Annotated in this window: 15 protein-coding genes and 1 pseudogene; 7 read left to right on the forward strand and 9 right to left on the reverse strand. The window is 59.2% G+C overall.

Annotation, left to right across the window (positions count from 1 at the left end; genetic code table 11):
• Nucleotides 1–122 precede the first annotated feature (122 nt).
• Together rhlB and AABM54_RS05375 are read right to left on the reverse strand one after the other, a co-directional pair.
• Entirely contained in the window at nucleotides 123–1,598 is a 1,476-nt protein-coding gene (gene rhlB / locus AABM54_RS05370; protein ID WP_347904283.1) for an ATP-dependent RNA helicase RhlB, read from the reverse strand.
• Nucleotides 1,599–1,694: 96 nt separating this feature from the next.
• Nucleotides 1,695–2,351, reverse strand: coding sequence for an alpha/beta hydrolase (locus AABM54_RS05375; RefSeq protein WP_347904284.1), 657 nt, complete (start codon nucleotides 2,349–2,351; stop codon nucleotides 1,695–1,697).
• Nucleotides 2,352–2,819: 468 nt separating this feature from the next.
• On the opposite strand from AABM54_RS05375, the gene AABM54_RS05380 reads away from it, so the two are divergent.
• The 4 genes from AABM54_RS05380 (at nucleotide 2,820) to AABM54_RS05395 (ending at nucleotide 6,998) form a co-directional block, all read left to right on the forward strand.
• Nucleotides 2,820–3,848 carry an amino acid ABC transporter substrate-binding protein gene (locus AABM54_RS05380; RefSeq protein WP_347904285.1) on the forward strand — a complete coding sequence of 343 codons (1,029 nt, stop codon included), beginning with the start codon at nucleotides 2,820–2,822 and terminating at the stop codon, nucleotides 3,846–3,848.
• A gap of 65 nt (nucleotides 3,849–3,913) precedes the next feature.
• Nucleotides 3,914–5,095, forward strand: a complete 1,182-nt coding sequence (locus tag AABM54_RS05385) for an amino acid ABC transporter permease (protein WP_347904286.1) — start codon at nucleotides 3,914–3,916, stop codon at nucleotides 5,093–5,095.
• Between the two features lie 10 nt (nucleotides 5,096–5,105).
• On the forward strand, nucleotides 5,106–6,203 hold the full coding sequence (locus tag AABM54_RS05390) for an amino acid ABC transporter permease (protein ID WP_347904287.1): 1,098 nt from the start codon (nucleotides 5,106–5,108) through the stop codon (nucleotides 6,201–6,203).
• A gap of 30 nt (nucleotides 6,204–6,233) precedes the next feature.
• Nucleotides 6,234–6,998, forward strand: coding sequence for an amino acid ABC transporter ATP-binding protein (locus AABM54_RS05395; protein WP_010444394.1), 765 nt, complete (start codon nucleotides 6,234–6,236; stop codon nucleotides 6,996–6,998).
• A gap of 66 nt (nucleotides 6,999–7,064) precedes the next feature.
• Here AABM54_RS05395 and AABM54_RS05400 read toward each other — a convergent pair whose 3' ends face one another.
• Together AABM54_RS05400 and AABM54_RS05405 are read right to left on the reverse strand one after the other, a co-directional pair.
• Nucleotides 7,065–7,547 carry a type II toxin-antitoxin system MqsA family antitoxin gene (locus AABM54_RS05400; protein ID WP_347904288.1) on the reverse strand — a complete coding sequence of 161 codons (483 nt, stop codon included), beginning with the start codon at nucleotides 7,545–7,547 and terminating at the stop codon, nucleotides 7,065–7,067.
• A pseudogene (locus AABM54_RS05405) lies at nucleotides 7,544–7,618 on the reverse strand (type II toxin-antitoxin system MqsR family toxin); the annotation flags it as partial. The pseudogene AABM54_RS05405 and the gene AABM54_RS05400, both read right to left, overlap by 4 nt.
• A 308-nt stretch (nucleotides 7,619–7,926) precedes the next feature.
• Here AABM54_RS05405 and AABM54_RS05410 point away from each other — a divergent pair.
• Both AABM54_RS05410 and AABM54_RS05415 read left to right on the forward strand, forming a co-directional pair.
• Nucleotides 7,927–8,586 carry a FadR/GntR family transcriptional regulator gene (locus tag AABM54_RS05410; RefSeq protein WP_347904289.1) on the forward strand — a complete coding sequence of 220 codons (660 nt, stop codon included), beginning with the start codon at nucleotides 7,927–7,929 and terminating at the stop codon, nucleotides 8,584–8,586.
• Nucleotides 8,576–9,889 (forward strand): CynX/NimT family MFS transporter, encoded by a 1,314-nt coding sequence (locus AABM54_RS05415; RefSeq protein WP_347904290.1) that lies wholly within the window; start codon nucleotides 8,576–8,578, stop codon nucleotides 9,887–9,889. Before AABM54_RS05410 ends, AABM54_RS05415 begins: the two co-directional genes overlap by 11 nt.
• A 93-nt stretch (nucleotides 9,890–9,982) precedes the next feature.
• Here AABM54_RS05415 and AABM54_RS05420 read toward each other — a convergent pair whose 3' ends face one another.
• From AABM54_RS05420 to AABM54_RS05440, 5 genes are all read right to left on the reverse strand, one after another.
• On the reverse strand, nucleotides 9,983–10,603 hold the full coding sequence (locus AABM54_RS05420) for a DUF1120 domain-containing protein (protein ID WP_347904291.1): 621 nt from the start codon (nucleotides 10,601–10,603) through the stop codon (nucleotides 9,983–9,985).
• Between the two features lie 83 nt (nucleotides 10,604–10,686).
• Nucleotides 10,687–11,829, reverse strand: a complete 1,143-nt coding sequence (locus tag AABM54_RS05425; RefSeq protein WP_347904292.1) for a DUF1120 domain-containing protein — start codon at nucleotides 11,827–11,829, stop codon at nucleotides 10,687–10,689.
• 4 nt (nucleotides 11,830–11,833) lie between these two features.
• A complete protein-coding gene (locus AABM54_RS05430; RefSeq protein WP_347904293.1) occupies nucleotides 11,834–14,308 on the reverse strand; it encodes a fimbria/pilus outer membrane usher protein in 2,475 nt (824 codons plus the stop codon).
• Between the two features lie 138 nt (nucleotides 14,309–14,446).
• Nucleotides 14,447–15,163: a fimbria/pilus chaperone family protein gene (locus tag AABM54_RS05435; protein ID WP_347904294.1), complete on the reverse strand. Its 717-nt coding sequence runs from the start codon at nucleotides 15,161–15,163 to the stop codon at nucleotides 14,447–14,449.
• Between the two features lie 264 nt (nucleotides 15,164–15,427).
• Nucleotides 15,428–16,057 (reverse strand): DUF1120 domain-containing protein, encoded by a 630-nt coding sequence (locus tag AABM54_RS05440; RefSeq protein ID WP_347904295.1) that lies wholly within the window; start codon nucleotides 16,055–16,057, stop codon nucleotides 15,428–15,430.
• A gap of 350 nt (nucleotides 16,058–16,407) precedes the next feature.
• Here AABM54_RS05440 and AABM54_RS05445 point away from each other — a divergent pair, with 350 nt between their 5' ends.
• Nucleotides 16,408–17,040, forward strand: coding sequence for a response regulator (locus AABM54_RS05445; RefSeq protein WP_347904296.1), 633 nt, complete (start codon nucleotides 16,408–16,410; stop codon nucleotides 17,038–17,040).
• Nucleotides 17,041–17,073: the final 33 nt, after the last annotated feature.

Genomic DNA, 17,073 nt, shown 5'->3' on the forward strand with positions numbered 1-17,073 from the left:
TGCTCCGTGACTTGCAAGTAAACTAATTTGTCCATTGTGGACTTATTGTTCTGTTTGGCAATATCCGGGCGTAAAAAAAGCGCAGTCGTTGTCGGCTGCGCTTCTTTAGGTGTGGCTCGAGCTTAAGGGCGTTTGCGCTCGACAGGGCGCAGCAGCTCGGTCGGCGGGGTTTCGCAACTGATCTTGCGCCCCAGCAGCGCCTCGATGGACGGTAGCTGGTAGGAGTCGTCTTCACCGGCGAAGCTGATGGACACGCCATCAGCGCCTGCGCGGCCGGTACGGCCAATGCGGTGGACGTAGTCGTCCGGCACTTCAGGCAAGGTGAAGTTGATCACATGGCTGATGCCGTCGATGTGGATGCCGCGACCGGCGACATCGGTGGCCACCAGCACGCGAATCTTGCCTTCGCGGAAACCTTCCAGGGTCTTGATGCGCTTGTGCTGCGGAACGTCGCCGGAAAGTTGGGCCGCATTGACGCCGTCACGGACCAGGCGTTCTTCGATGCGCCGCACTTCGTCCTTGCGGTTGGCGAAGACCATTACCCGTTCCCAACCGTTGTCGTTGACCAGGTTGTAGAGCAGTTTGTACTTGTCGGCGCCGGCCACCGCATAGATGTGCTGCTCGACGTTTTCGCTGGCCACGTTCTGCGCTTCGATCTCGACGATCGACGGGTCGGTGGTCCATTGCTTCGCCAAGTTCATCACGTCTTCGGTGAAGGTCGCGGAGAACAGCAGGGTCTGACGTTCGTTTTTCGGTGGAGTCTGGCGAATGATCTGACGCACTTGTGGGATGAAGCCCATGTCGAGCATCCGGTCGGCTTCGTCCAGGACCATGACTTCGACCATGTCCAGATGCACGTCACCGCGCTGGTTGAAGTCCAGCAAGCGGCCCGGGGTGGCCACGAGAATGTCGCAGTGGCGGGCTTCGAGGTGCTTGAGCTGCTTGTCGAAGTCCATGCCGCCCACGAAAGTCATGACGTTGAGGCCGGTGTACTTGGTCAGGTCTGCCGCATCCTTCGCGATCTGTACCACCAGCTCGCGGGTCGGTGCGATGATCAGTGCTCGCGGCTCGCCCATGTAGCGCTCTTTCGGCGGCGGGGTTTGCAGCAACTGGGTGATGATCGAAATCAGGAACGCAGCGGTTTTGCCGGTGCCGGTCTGTGCACGGCCAATGGCGTCTTTACCGGCGAGGGTAAAGCCCAGCACTTGCGCCTGGATCGGCGTGCAGTACGGGAAACCCAGGTCCTGGATGGCGTGCATCAGTTCCGGGGCGAGCTTGAAATCGTGAAAACGGGTTTTGCCTTCCTGGGGTTCGACGACGAAGTCTTCGAGTTTCCAGGCTTTGAGCGGCGGCTTCGGTGCGCGTTCGCGACGCGGTTGCGCAGGTTTTTCAGTCTCTTTGTGCGGTGTTTGCGCAATAGGCTCGCTGGCGGGTGTGTTCGCAGGCGTATGTTTCGGTGCCGCGACAGCTGCGGTCCGGCCAGGCTGATGACCGTCGGTGCGGTTGCTGGTAGTAGGGGAAGGTACGCTGGAGCTGGGCGCGAGCTGCTCAGCCTCGCTTTTACCGAACATTTTCTTGAGTGCTCTGAGCACGGTCATCTCATCAGTTGGTTAAGGAATGTACGCCGGCCAGTGTAATGCAAGAAACGGGCGCGGCGTAGTGTGTTGGTCATACAGCAGCAGGAAGTTTCGAAATCAGCGTAAACGTTCGGCCAACCAGGTGCCGATATCACGAATTTCTTCGGGTAACACTTCGTGACCCATTGGGTATTCCTGCCATGTCACGGTGACACCACGTGCCTTCAAATGCTCGTAGGCCGTGCGGCCCATGGCGTTCTGGACCACATCGTCGTACTGGCCATGCAGGCACAGCACCGGAATTCGCTGCTGGCTGGCCGATAATTCCAGCTCATCACTGAAGGTCGGGGCGTAGGTGGAGAGGGCAAGTACGCCACCCAGGGCACCTTGCCATTGCAGGAATGCGGTGTGCAGAACCACCGCGCCGCCTTGGGAGAACCCGGCGAGAAAAATCCGCGAAGCGTCTATTCCGCTGGCGCGTTGTTCTTCGATCAGGCCGGTGAGCATTTTTGCCGACTCATCGAGCTGTTCGCGGTTGATGGCCCGGGCCGGGTTCATGGCCAAAATGTCGTACCAGCTCGGCATCTCGTAACCGCCGTTGATGGTCACGGCGCGGGTCGGTGCCTGGGGCAAGACGAAGCGCGTACTCAGCAGGTGCTCTTGCAGGGCTTCGGCAACCGGCAGGAAGTCGTAGCGGTCGGCGCCCAGGCCGTGCAGCCAGATTACGCAGGCGTCCACAGGCTGGCTGGGCTGAAGAATCAAAGGCTGGGTCATGGTTGCTCCAATAGTGTGCGCGCGCTCCCATTGAGTGCGAGATCAGGGGGCGTGCCAGGTCGATCAGTTAATAAGTTGTCGCACGCTTGCACGTTTTGCTCTTGACCGCTGGCTGAATCGCTTGAGCGGCCGGTGTGGTACGGGCTTTGCTATGGGTAGACCTGTGCAAGTAATCCTGCGCCGGCCGGTAACACTATCAGGCTACGGCGGGCGGTGGGATAGCAAAGAATCCGGTGATGGATGTTCGCCAATGGCCGCTACGGGCTTCGCGAATGTGAAAGGGCTACAGCCCGTTCGGCCGATTGGCGGGAGGCGAGTTTTCCATGATGTGGATTTTCTCCTACTAGACTCATAGCTAATGTCTTACGCCGCTTGACCCTATAAAAAGCCAACACGGGTCAACAGCGCCTCATAAGGGTGCGGCAGGACTCAAGCTCCGACACAACAAGAGCAAAACTGGAGGTTTGAATGAAGATGTTGAAATCCACCCTGGCCGTCGTGACGGCTGCAGCCGTACTCGGTGTCAGCGGGTTCGCTCAGGCGGGTGCAACCCTGGATGCAGTGCAGAAGAAAGGCTTCGTGCAATGTGGCGTCAGCGACGGTCTGCCAGGTTTCTCGGTGCCGGACTCCACCGGCAAGATCGTCGGTATCGACGCTGACATCTGCCGCGCCGTGGCGGCTGCGGTGTTTGGCGACGCGACCAAGGTCAAGTTCAGCCAGTTGAACGCCAAGGAGCGTTTCACCGCGCTGCAATCGGGCGAAATCGACATGCTGTCGCGCAACTCCACCTGGACCAGCTCCCGTGATGCAGGCATGGGCCTGAAGTTCACCGGCGTGACCTACTACGACGGCGTTGGCTTCCTGGCCAACAACAAACTGGGCGTGAAAAGTGCCAAGGAACTGGACGGTGCAACCATCTGCATCCAGGCCGGTACCACCACTGAACTGAACGTCTCCGACTACTTCCGCTCCAACGGCCTGAAGTACACCCCGATCACTTTCGACACCTCCGATGAAAGCGCCAAGTCGCTGGAATCCGGTCGTTGCGACGTGCTGACCTCCGACAAGTCCCAACTGTTTGCCCAGCGCAGCAAGCTGGCCTCGCCGAAAGACTACATCGTGCTGCCGGAAACCATCTCCAAGGAGCCTTTGGGGCCGGTGGTGCGTAACGGCGACGACGAGTGGTTCAGCATCGTGCGCTGGACCCTGTTCGCCATGCTCAACGCTGAAGAAGCAGGCATCACCTCGAAAAACGTGGCTGAAGAAGCCAAGTCGACCAAGAACCCGGACGTTGCCCGTCTGCTGGGTGGCGACGGTGAATACGGCAAGGACCTGAAACTGCCGAAGGATTGGGTCGTCAAGGTGGTCGGCCAGGTTGGCAACTACGGTGAAGTGTTCGAGAAAAACCTCGGCAAGGGCACTCCGCTGGAAATCGACCGCGGCCTGAACGCCCTGTGGAACAACGGCGGCATTCAATACGCACCACCAGTGCGCTGATGGTTCTATCACCCGGTGGGCCAACCACCGGGTGATGTTCTGTTCCATTCTTTGCGGGGCACTTCATGCAAAAATCAATCGGCGCACCAAAGCAGAGGCTCAGCCTCAGCGATCCGCGAGTGCGTGCGTGGCTATTCCAGATCATCACGATTGTCGCGGTGATCTCGATGGGCTGGTACTTGTTCAACAACACTCAAACCAACCTGCAACACCGGGGCATTACTTCCGGCTTCAGCTTTCTGGAGCGCAGCGCCGGGTTCGGTATCGCGCAACACCTGATCGACTACACCGAATCGGACAGCTATGCCCGGGTGTTTGTCATCGGTCTGCTCAACACGTTGCTGGTGACCTTCATCGGCGTGATTCTGGCGACGATTCTGGGGTTCATCATTGGCGTCGCACGGCTCTCGCATAACTGGATCATCAGTAAGCTGGCAACCGTCTATGTCGAGGTTTTCCGCAACATTCCACCGCTGCTGCAAATCCTGTTCTGGTACTTCGCGGTCTTCCTGACCATGCCAGGGCCGCGTAACAGTCATAACTTCGCCGATACGTTCTTCATGAGCAGCCGTGGCCTGAATATGCCAGCAGCCTTGAAGGCCGACGGTTTCTGGCCGTTTGTGGTCAGCGTCGTGGTGGCAATTGTCGCCATCGTGCTGATGTGCCGCTGGGCCAACAAACGCTTCGAAGCAACGGGCGTACCCTTCCACAAATTCTGGACCGGGCTGGCACTGTTTCTAGTGATTCCAGCCTTGTGCGCGCTGATCTTCGGTGCGCCACTGCATTGGGAAATGCCGAAGCTTACAGGCTTCAACTTCGTCGGTGGCTGGGTGTTGATCCCTGAGTTGCTGGCCTTGACCCTGGCCCTGACGGTGTACACCGCGGCGTTCATCGCCGAGATCGTACGTTCCGGGATCAAGTCGGTCAGCCATGGCCAGACCGAAGCGGCTCGCTCATTGGGTCTGCGCAACGGGCCGACCCTGCGCAAGGTGATCATCCCGCAAGCCCTGCGCGTGATCATTCCGCCGCTGACCAGCCAATACTTGAACCTGGCGAAAAACTCTTCGCTGGCGGCCGGTATCGGTTACCCGGAAATGGTGTCGTTGTTTGCCGGTACGGTGCTGAACCAGACCGGGCAGGCCATCGAGGTTATTGCCATCACCATGAGCGTGTACCTGGCGATCAGTATCAGCATTTCCCTGCTGATGAACTGGTACAACAAGCGCATTGCGCTGATCGAGCGGTGAGGAAACGCGCATGACGACTCATACTTTCAAACCTGACATGCCACCCCCCAAGAGCAGCATCGGGATCGTGGCGTGGATGCGCGAGCACATGTTCTCCAGCTGGATCAACACGCTGCTCACGCTGTTCGCGTTTTACCTGATTTATCTGGTGGTGCCACCGATCCTGCACTGGGCGATTCTGGACGCCAACTGGGTCGGGACCACCCGTGCCGATTGCACCAAGGAAGGCGCGTGCTGGGTGTTCATCCAGCAGCGTTTCGGCCAGTTCATGTATGGCTATTACCCACCCGAACTGCGCTGGCGCGTGGACCTGACCGTGTGGCTGGCGGTGATCGGCATTGCACCGTTGTTCATCTCGCGCTTCCACCACAAGGCGGTTTACGGCCTGAGCTTTCTGGTGCTGTACCCGATCATTGCCTACTTCCTGCTGCATGGCGGCGTCTTTGGCCTGACCAACATTGCAACCAGCCAATGGGGCGGCTTGATGTTGACCCTGGTGATCGCCACCGTGGGTATTGCGGGCGCCTTGCCGCTGGGGATCGTGTTGGCGCTGGGCCGTCGTTCGAACATGCCGGCGATTCGTGTGGTCTGCGTGACCTTCATCGAGTTCTGGCGCGGCGTGCCGTTGATCACGGTGCTGTTCATGTCCTCGGTGATGTTGCCGCTGTTCCTGCCCGAAGGCATGAACTTCGACAAGCTGCTGCGGGCCTTGATCGGCGTGATCCTGTTCCAGTCGGCGTATGTGGCCGAAGTGGTGCGCGGCGGTCTGCAGGCGATTCCCAAAGGTCAGTACGAAGCGGCTGCCGCCATGGGCCTGGGCTACTGGCGCAGCATGGGCCTGGTGATATTGCCGCAGGCCTTGAAGCTGGTGATCCCTGGCATCGTCAACACCTTCATTGCGCTGTTCAAGGACACAAGCCTGGTGATCATCATTGGCCTGTTCGACCTGCTCAACAGCGTCAAGCAAGCCGCCGCGGACCCGAAATGGCTCGGCATGGCCACTGAAGGTTATGTGTTTGCAGCCCTGGTGTTCTGGATTTTCTGTTTTGGTATGTCCCGCTATTCCATGCATTTGGAACGCAAGCTGGACACTGGCCACAAGCGCTAAAGCGCCGTACCTAATTTAGGAAGTTCTGTTATGAGCGAAGCAATCAAACAGCCTGTGAGCCCTGAAGGCATTATTCAGATGCAGGGCGTGAACAAGTGGTATGGCCAGTTCCACGTGTTGAAAGACATCAACCTGAACGTCAAACAGGGCGAACGTATCGTGCTGTGCGGGCCGTCGGGTTCCGGCAAGTCGACCACCATTCGCTGCCTCAACCGTCTGGAAGAACACCAGCAGGGCCGCATCGTGGTCGATGGTGTGGAGCTGACCAACGACCTCAAGCAGATCGAAGCGATTCGTCGTGAAGTCGGCATGGTGTTCCAGCATTTCAACCTTTTTCCGCATCTGACCATTTTGCAGAACTGCACGCTGGCGCCGATGTGGGTGCGCAAGATGCCCAAGCGCAAGGCTGAAGAAATTGCCATGCATTACCTGGAACGCGTACGCATCCCGGAGCAGGCGCACAAGTTTCCGGGGCAACTGTCCGGCGGTCAGCAACAGCGTGTGGCGATTGCCCGTGCGCTGTGCATGAAACCAAAAATCATGTTGTTCGACGAACCTACCTCGGCTCTCGATCCGGAAATGGTGAAAGAGGTGCTGGATACCATGATCGGTTTGGCCGAAGACGGCATGACCATGCTCTGCGTGACCCACGAAATGGGCTTCGCCCGGACCGTGGCCAACCGGGTGATCTTCATGGACAAGGGCGAAATCGTCGAACAGGCCGCACCGAACGACTTCTTCGACAACCCGCAGAACGAACGCACCAAGCTGTTCCTGAGCCAGATCTTGCATTGATCGAAGTCAGGCAGTGAAATAAACCCGGACGTGTTCCGGGTTTATTTTTGCCTGGGGGTTATGTCATCACGACACCTGGGCGGTTTCGTGTTCCGGGTGACGGCTCATCAGCAGTTGCTGTAAATCGGCCCCCTCGCTCAAGGCATGCACCTCGGCCATCAGGTGCGGATGACGGTCGAGCAGGCGCATCAGCATGAACAGCGGCTGAGGTGGTGCGAGCTCGGCGCGCTCATAACGGGAAAAGGTGTTGTGCCCACCGCCCGACAGCAACTTCACCGCTTCTTTCTGCGTGAGGTGCAGTTTGCGGCGGATGCGTTTCATCTCGGCGGCCATCAGTTGCCGGGTGTCCTCAAGCAACTGATCGCTGGCATCGGAGTAACGCTCTGCGCTGCCGTCATCGAATCCGACTTCTCCACAGGCCTGGCATTCCCAGCCTGAAATATCATGCACCTCACGTGTCACCTGCCTGACGTCGATGGTCAGGCTTCGAGCCTCGAAATGCTGCATCCCGTCCTGGGTACCGCAGCTGAAGCATTGCCGGGTTTTCATATGTCTTTCTCCTTGAAGGAGATTACCGGAGGCCCGCCTGGGCGGTAGGTCACTTTGAGGTAAATCTCCAGGAACTTGCCCCCGCTCGACTGCGAAGCAGTCGTGTTCTTTGTGGCAAAGATATGCCTGATGAGGTGTGGCGGCAGTTTTGGGGGGGCGCTTCGCACCCCAGCGGGAGCAAGCTCCCTCGCCACAGAGGTGTGTTCTTTTCCATAAGATGTTTGCACTCAGAATTAAAAAACACCCTCAAAGGGTGATTTTAACAATCGAAAATCCAGCTCTGTTCCTTGCCACCTAACCCTAGAAGCTTGTCCTCTCGGACGATGCTGACTAACATGTCGGAAAATTCATCCTATGATTGGATGAAAGGGTGAATTCCATGACAGACATAGCTCCCTTGATAAAACGCTCCCTGGTCGATCAAGCCCTGGAGCAACTGCGCCTGCGCATCAATGAAGGCGTCTGGCAGGTGGGCCAGCGTTTGCCCACCGAGCCTGAGTTGGCCGCTGAGCTGGGCATCAGTCGCAACACCGTGCGTGAAGCCATGCGCGTGTTGGCGTTTTCCGGGCTGATCGAGATTCGCCAGGGCGATGGCAGTTACCTGCGGGCGGTGGTCGATCCTCTCGACACAATGAAGGCCCTGTCCCGTTGTTCCCATGAGCAGGCCCGGGAAACCCGGCATATCCTCGAAGTCGAGGCGATTGGCCTGGCAGCATTGCGACGAACCGACGAAGACCTCAAGGGGTTGCACGAAGCCCTGGGTGAGAGCGGCAGTCACTACCATGGCGACCTCGACAGCTACATCGCCTGTGACCTGGTGTTCCACCGTCGTTTGGTGGACGCCGCGCACAATCCCACCCTCAGTGAGCTGTATCGCTACTTTTCCAGCATCGTCGGCGCGCAACTGCGCCAGACCCTCAACATCACGCCCCGACGCCAGGCAGTCTTCGATCTGCACATCGAACTGCTGGAGGCCGTCGAGCAGCGCGACCCGGAGCGGGCCAAGGCCCTGTCGAGACAGTTAATCAATGAACCCTGAAACCGAGAACGCCATGTCCAGCCCAGTGGCGAGCACCATCACGACTCAAGCCAAACGTTCGGCAGAGCTTGAAGAGCTGTTGATCGACGCCGAGGCCGATGACGAGCAGGTCCAGCAAAGCCATCCGGTCTTGCGCCGCCCGTGGCTGTTGCTGTTGGGGTTGATTCTGGTTGCGTTGAACTTGCGTCCGGCGTTGTCGAGCATGGCGCCGCTGCTCAGTGATGTATCGAAAAACCTCGGCCTGTCGGCGGCGCAGGCGGGGTTACTGACCACCTTGCCAGTGCTTTGCCTGGGACTGTTTGCCCCACTGGCGCCGGTGCTGGCGCGGCGTTTTGGTGCTGAACGCGTGGTGCTGGGGATTTTGCTGACGCTGGCCGGCGGGATCATCCTGCGCAGCTCGTTGGGTGAGATCGGCCTGTTTGCCGGGAGCATTCTGGCCGGTGCCAGCATTGGGGTGATCGGTGTATTGCTGCCGGGCATCGTCAAGCGCGACTTCGCCAAACACGCTGGCACCATGACCGGTGTCTATACGATGGCGCTGTGCCTCGGCGCGGCCATGGCGGCCGGGGCAACCGTGCCCTTGAGCGAGCATTTCGACAAGCGCTGGGCGTTGGGCCTGGGTTTTTGGGTGGTACCGGCCTTGATCGCCGCCATCTTCTGGTTGCCGCAAGTCGGGCAGAAGCACGGCGCGCACAACGTGGCATATCGGGTGCGCGGTTTGTTGCGTGATCCGCTGGCCTGGCAAGTGACCTTGTACATGGGCCTGCAATCCTCGCTGGCGTACATTGTCTTCGGTTGGTTGCCGTCGATCCTGATCGGCCGTGGCCTGACCCCGACCCAGGCCGGCCTGGTGCTGTCCGGTTCGGTGATCGTCCAATTGGCCAGTTCGCTGGCGGCGCCGTGGTTGGCGACCCGTGGCAAGGATCAACGACTGGCGATTGTCATCGTCATGCTGCTGACGCTGGGCGGTCTGTTCGGCTGCCTGTATGCGCCGATTGAAGGTCTGTGGGGCTGGGCAATTCTGCTCGGATTAGGGCAGGGCGGAACGTTCAGCCTGGCGCTGACCCTGATTGTGCTGCGTTCGCGTGATGCCCACGTCGCCGCCAACCTGTCGAGCATGGCCCAGGGTTTCGGTTACACCCTGGCCTCGATGGGGCCGTTCGCGGTCGGTCTGGTGCACGACTGGACTGGCGGCTGGACCGCGTTGGGCTGGATCTTCGGGGTAATCGGCCTCGGCGCGATCATCGCCGGCCTCGGTGCCGGGCGTTCGCTGTATGTGCAGGTCGAAAGCGAACGCCTCTGATCCTGCGTGAATGGCGCTAAGCATAAAAATCTCCCGCGTCGCCGAACCGCCCGCTCGTGCCAATACCCTGAGCGGGCGGTTCAGCATCAAGGCTTACAGGTACTTCAGCTCAAGCGTGGCCGAGCCATCGATGTTGACTTCGTTGGTCAGGTCCAGCCCGTCGGCTCGGGCGATTAGGGTTTCTACCAGCAGGTCCAGGGTGAGGTCCTGAACGGCAATTGGTTGACTGTCGCCACCCACGGCGCCTACGGACATGTACAGGTCGGGGTCCCAGTTATTCTCGCCGAACCAGTTGGTTTCGCCATCGTATGATGCAATCGGTTGAGCTGGCGCGCCGTCGGCGATCAGGTTGCTCAGTATAAGCGAGTATCCCCCCAGCTTCTGGGTGCCGTTGATCAGCCCCAGGCCGTACCTTGAGCTGTACGCGGCCGAGCCGTTGCGATTATCGATGGAGTGCAGGGCAAACGGGATGGCGGCATCGCATTTAACGGTCAGGGTCAGCGTGTGCTTGCCGATGAGGGTGGGATTTGTCTGCTTCAGGTCTTTTGATGAAATCTTTCCATTATCGACGATCCCCCCGTTGGACAGGTTCGGTGTGCACGCTTCTGGCGTGATGATGCCTTTGACGGTCAGGTCAGTGCTGGAAGCCGCCAGGGCAAAAGGAGCGGCGCTGATCAGAGCCGTTGTGGTGAGTGCAGCAAAGTACTTTTTCATGAGTGTTTGTTCTTTTTCAGGGTTGTTTCCTTGCTGCCCAAGGTGCTCAACAGCGCTTCGGGCTCAACAAGGTTGGGTGGGTGTTACAGGTAAATAATTTCGATCGTCCCCGAGCCATCGAGGTCGATGGCCGTGCTCAGGTCCAGGTTCTTGGTGGGGGCGATGACCGCGTCCACGGTCACCGTGGTGCTGAGGTTCTGGATTACGACCGGCCCCGCGGTGCTGCCAGCGCTGTCGGTGAACCCCAGGTAGCTTTTGTTGCCGATCGGGATCGGGTTCGCGCTGGCGCTGCTCCAGGCCACGCCACCGGTGGTGGAGTCGGTTCGATAGAGGCGAGCGAAGTTGTCGGCGGTGGCGTCGGTCGGGTTGAAGTTCAGCGAATACAGACCGATTTTGTTGGCGCTGTTATCCAAACCCAGGCCGTAGTAAATCTCGCTATTGACCGTGGCCGTGCCTTCGCGGTTGTCCTGCATGAGCAGGGCGAAATGGGTCGGCGCATCACAGGTAACCTGCAACACCAGGGTTTTGGGCGGCAATTGGGTGCTCTTGTCGGTGTTCAAGTCTTTTTTTGACAGTGTGCCGAAGTCGACCAGGCCTGCATTGGACAGCCTCGGTTCGCAGGCGCCCGGCGCGAAGCTGGCCCGCAGGGTGACCTCCCGGGTTCGCCCCGCCGCGATAGCATTGAATATTCCGCTGGTCTCCCATGTCACTGCGTCACGCACTTGCAGTGCTTGCTCCTGAGCCCAGGCGGAAAGCTCCAGTTGCGCAGAGAAACTTTTCCCCTGCACGGGGATGCCGGCCCGAATGGGAACCACCCCGTGTTCAGGTCGCCAAATCAGGCTTGAAGCGGTGTGTACAGGTGCCTGGCCAACACTGGCAATCAACCCAAGGTCTACTGACTGACCATCGAGCACAGCATCGCGAATCTGCATCTCATAGCTGCCGTGTTCGGCAAAGTAAAAGCGTTCAACGGTCGCGGTCATGGCCCGGTAGAACACGCTCATGTCGATGGGCTGCGAACAGTTCAGGTTCAGGCTCAAGCGGCGCTCGCCCAGTCGGCGTTCGGAGGTTGCATCGGGACGTATCGCCCGGTTCATCAGCCCGTAATCGAGCACCGGTTGGCTGATGTTGAGCTGACAGTCATCGGCAAGCGCCCAGGCCAGAGGCGTGAATCCGCTCAGCACCAAGGGCGCGAGGGCCGGGATCAAATAGCGGGACAGGTTCATGCAGTCATCCTCGGGGTGCCCGGCACCGGGCGGGGGCGGTCTCGTAGTACGCCTGGGCATCGGCCTTGGCCGGGAGGTCGAAACGCAGTTCGCAGCGCTCCAGCCCCGGCACGGTTATCCATAGCGCACGGGTGTCGAGTACGTTGGGCAAAAACACCAGGCCGCCGTCCTGCACCAGGGTGACGAACTCGCCCTCCTCGGTATTCACAGTGGCGCCGCGAGGCAGTGGCAAACCGTTGTCGGTGGTGACCTTGAGCAATGCTCGACGGGTCAACGTGATCCCGAACTCGACGTTGTCGACGGCCCCGCGACCGGCAGAAATCACCGCCAGTCCGTTGTTGATATCGGCATTGCGCGGCAGCGAGCGGGTATCGACCTGCACTGGGCTGCGGCCATACGCGGCCACGTGCGCAATCACGGCCTGGCCTTGCCAGTCCGTCCAGACCGGACCGCTGGGCGTCGAGACTTTGATGGCGTCCATGTCGCCCACCGAAAGCAGCGCAAAGGTGTCGCGCACGGGGTAGGGCGACAGCGTCAAACCGCCGCTGTGCAGCACCGCGCCGCCACGGGCACTGGCCTGATAGCTGGAGCGTTCGGCGTCGGAGCGGGTGTAGTTCAGGTCCAGTTGGCTGTAGCGCGGCAAGAGCGAAACACCGGCTGAGGACTGCACCTGTTTATCGCGTGTGTCGCGTTCAACGCCGATCCGGTAACTCAGTTGATCATTGATTTGCTCACTCAAGCCCACACCGCTGCGGTACTCGCTACCGGAACTGCGTACCCAGGTTCGCGCCCGACGGTTCTCGCCTAAAGGAATGCTGAGATTGAGGTAAAGGCTGTCGTCGCTGCGTTGGGTGCCGCTGACTTGCCATTCGGCCGTTGCCGAAACGGATACGTTGCCCAGGCGGGTGCCCCAGGACGCAAGGGCGCGGCTGCTGCTCTGACCGGCGAATGAGGTGGCATGTGAAAGACCGCCGCTGAATGCCCCCAGCGACGGATGCGACCAGGCCAGTGCTGTGCTTTGTTGGTCGCGGTAACGAGACGTGCTGCTTTGCGAGCTGGCGTCGAACACCGCATTCTCGAGTTCGCGGTAACCGAAGGTCCGGTATGAGCTTGCGGCATTGATCGACCATTGCTCGCCCAAGCGTTGGGACAGGGTCAGGTTGGTCTGAATCCCCTGGGCGCGTTCGTTGCGAGTGGCGTGGGTACTTTGAAGAGTGGCTTGAATCTGTGTGTCGGGCCAGGGCAGCAACCCCAGGCTCATTCCCGCCGCGCGATAATCGGTCGTGCCCGTCAGGCCTGCGCTGAATAGGGCCTGTGGCGAGAGTGCGCCGCTCCAGCCACCGCTGATCACCCATGGCGCGTTGTTTGGTGTATCTCCGACATTGCGTACCTGTCCGGCCGCCAGCGAATAACCAGGCGCAGGCAGGCCGATACCGAGCATGGCGGCGGGGACGGTAAAGCGCCGCTCGCTGCCATCGCTCTCCTTGACGGTGACTTCCACGTCGGAGCGACTGTTGAGCCGGCGCACATTGTTCAGGGAAAACGGACCGGCGGGAACGACGGTGGAATGGATCAGCGAACCGTTCTGCCTGACCTCGACCTGTGCCTGACTGTGAGCGACGCCTTCGATTAGGGTAGTTTGCCCTTCGACCAGCAGCGCCTGTTCGGTCATCACCTGCACACCGGTGATCTGCGCGCCGGCCAGTACCGGGTTGTAGAGGTTGATCTGACCCGCCTGCAGCACCGCTTGCTGACGGGCGAAGGTGCGTTGAGCGTAAGCCGCCAAATGGGTGGTGCGCGAAACATCGTCCTGCCAGGTCTGCACCTGACGACTGCGTACGATCCAGTCACCAGCGTTGAAGCCAAGCTCGGTGTTGGCCGATGCATAGCGACTCGACTGGTCACCGGATCGGCTGTGCAGACCCGTGACGTCGTAATTGAGCAAACCGGCGATGCCACCGGTTTGATAACCCGAGAAGTCTCGTGTCGCGGAGCGTATCGCATCGGTGGGCACGACCAGTGACAAGCCCAGGCTTGCCGGGGCTTGTTCGATCAAGGCTTGCGGCCAAGTGCCGAGAAAATCGTGGCAGGGTGTATCGCCCTGCGTTCGGGTGGGAACGCTCAGGTTTGCCGCGTCCAGCAAGGCGCGATCAAAGCACAGCGAGCCATCGCGATTGAACATGACGTCCACCCGACCGTGGCGCTGACCGTTGACCGTGAGGGTGACGGGATGTTTTCCGGCAGTGAAGCGCGGTGTTGCCAGCAGCAAGGTTGCCAGCACCGGATCGATACCGCGTTGTTGCAACGTGCTTCTGTCAAACGATGCTGGCAACGAAACATCGCCATGGGCATTGAGCAACAGCAGCAGGTTGCCCAGCAACAACGCTGCCTTGGCCCAGAGCCGTGACAGGTGAGGATGAGCGATGACCCGAATAGCGGGCACGGCTTCGCAATCACGGTAAAACAATACTGTGTTCATGAGGGTTCGCTTGGTTTATGACGGCGTGCTGGCCGATTCCGTTGTGGCTTCAGGCACGCGTTTGGCGATGGTCAAGGGCCGTCGCCTTGAAACACCGACGCTCACTGTTTCTTTGGGGCGCTGTCGGTGGTTGAAGTGCTAGGGTTTGATCGGTGCCTCGTAGTGCGGCACCGCAAAGCCATAGACGGTCGCCGGTTGAAAGCGCACGTGCGTGGCCGCCCCTTCAGGCGCAGAAACACTGATGTGCTCACCGGGCAGAACGTATGTCTTGGGCAACATCGCTTGACCTGCCGACGGAAGCAATTGCACCTCCTGAGCCAGACGTACCACGTAAGGGGTGTCGTTGCGCACGTTCAGTTTGCCGCCTTCTAATGACCATTGCAGGTCGGTCCAGGGGGTGCGATTGGGCGCAAGCCCCTTGGGATGAAGAATCAATGGCAGGTTCTGACGCACCGTCACACCCACGCGGGCGTGCCCCGATTCGGGGGCGGGTTTGCCTTGGGGGATGCCTTCAAAGATCACCCGCTTCAAACGCTGGGTGAGCAAGGGTTTCTCCGTTTGAAGAATGAAACGCACCAACTGTGTTGTCGAGGCTTCGACGCGTGCCAGCGGTGGCGTCACGAACACCAGGGCTTCTTTGTCCTCCGGAATGTCCTCGATGGTGACGTGCAGCAGTGCAAGGCTCGCATCAGAGTTGGTCACTGAAACGGCGGCCTCGCCGTCTGCCTCATGGACGATGACCACAGAGGTGTCGGGGATCATGCCGTCGGCCCGGACCTGTAAGGCCAGAAACAGGGCGATTGCACCGATACCGGCCTGCGTCAGATAACGCGCGCAAGTAAAAAACATCGTCATGAAGTGTCTCGTTGAGTGTTCGAAGTAAAAAGGCGCCTGCCTTGAGGTGCTCAGCTCCAATGTGGCAGAACCGTTGATCGCGACTTCCTGAGCCTGGGTCAGGTTCGGGGCGCAGAGATCAGCGTACAGGGCATTGATCGTCAGTTTGGTGCTGCTGGCGCGCAGGTGATCGAATGCGCTGCCGCAAATCCGTCCATGAAGCGAGGGCCTTGAGTTGGAAGGGCAGCGCGGTGTATCAAGTGTTGCTCGATTGTCGACGTCGAGTTACAGGTACTTCACTTCAAGGGTCGCCGAACCATCAATGGTCACTTCATTGGTCAGGTCCAGGCCTCGGGCGGGGGCGATCGCCGTAATCACAATCAGATCCGTGGTCAAATCCTTGATTGCCTGCGGATACCACGCACCGCTGGATTGGTCACCAAATCCTGCCAGCCTCTGGCGCGGCCAGATAGCGTCTGCTGAATCTATCCAGGTGAGTCCGTTATCGGACGATTCCAGGGGTTCGGTTCCAACGCCGTCGGCTACCGCGTTCAGAAACTGCAAGTAGAACATCCCGATTTTTTGCGTGTTATTGATCAGACCCAACCCATACGAGATTGACGAGGGGGCAGAGCTCTCACGGTTATCAATGCCATTCAGCGCATAAGTAGTGGGTGCATCGCAGTTCATATTCATTTGCAGCGTGATACGGGGTAGATCAGTGTAGTTGTTCGGCCTGAGATCCTTGGCCGAGATCTTGCCGTGGTCGACGATGCCACCACTGGACAGGGTTGGCGTGCACGCACTTGGGGTGATCAGCCCCTTGACGGTGAGGTCGGTACTGGACGCGGCGAAAGCCGATGATGCTCCGGTGAGGAGCAATGCAGCGGTCAGGATGGATAGCTTGTTGTTCATGTATTGGCTCTTCCTTGATTAAGTCATGTTGGGAGTTGCCCTAGGTAGGCGAAGCGCAATTTAGCGGTCGGAGTAGTCTGGTGGAATACAACTAATACGAAAGGGGACGGTTCGGTGTATGAATGGGTGTTGCAGGCTGCTCGTCCCTTCGCCGGGCTGTCCGTTGTCTTTTGATGTAGGTCGTATAACCAGGGTGGCGTAGGAGCCGACTCTATTTTTTATAAGAGAAAATTCGGGAACCCGGATATGTTGGGTAAGGTGACCGCGCAGCCAGAATGGAGTGTTGTCGGAGGTGCGGGACAGCGTTACTTTTCGCGGATTACCAGTCACAAAGTAGGAGGTGTCCGACAATGCGCGTAATTATTACTGACGACCATCCTGTTGTTCGCATCGGGTTACGGATGCTCATCGAATCCAGCAAGACATGCACCGTGGTGGGGGAAGCCGAAGGGCCCGAGAGCCTGTTCAGCCTTCTTTCAAGCACGCCGTGCGATCTGTTGATTACGGACTTCTCCATGCCGGGCAACCAGCAGGCCGATGGTCTGAAGATGTTGAGCATGGTTCGGCGTCATTACCCTGCGATGCCGGTCATCCTGGTGACGATGTATGCCAACGTAGCGACATTGAGGGCGGTCCTCGCTCAAGGTGTAATGGCGATCGTCACGAAGAGCGCGTCAGCAACGGAACTGCCCATGGCAATCAAATCGGTGGTCGAAGGACGACGTTTTCTCAGTGAGTGCTTACGCGGGGCGCTGGCTCAAGCAGACACAGGTGGTCAGCCGCATCCCCCTTTGCTGTCGGCTAAAGAACATGAAGTCGTGAGAATGCTCGCCAGCGGTATGACCGTCAGTGAAATCGCCGTCCACTTCCAGCGCAGCGTGTCGACGATCAGTAAACAAAAAAATATGGCCATGATCAGGCTGGGTATCTCCACGGATGTGGGGCTGTTTGCCTACGCCCGTGACAGTGGCATGTCGCTCTAGGTACGTGGGGGGGCAGTTTCGATATTCCCGTCG

This window comes from Pseudomonas purpurea (assembly GCF_039908635.1).
Lineage (GTDB): Bacteria > Pseudomonadota > Gammaproteobacteria > Pseudomonadales > Pseudomonadaceae > Aquipseudomonas > Aquipseudomonas purpurea.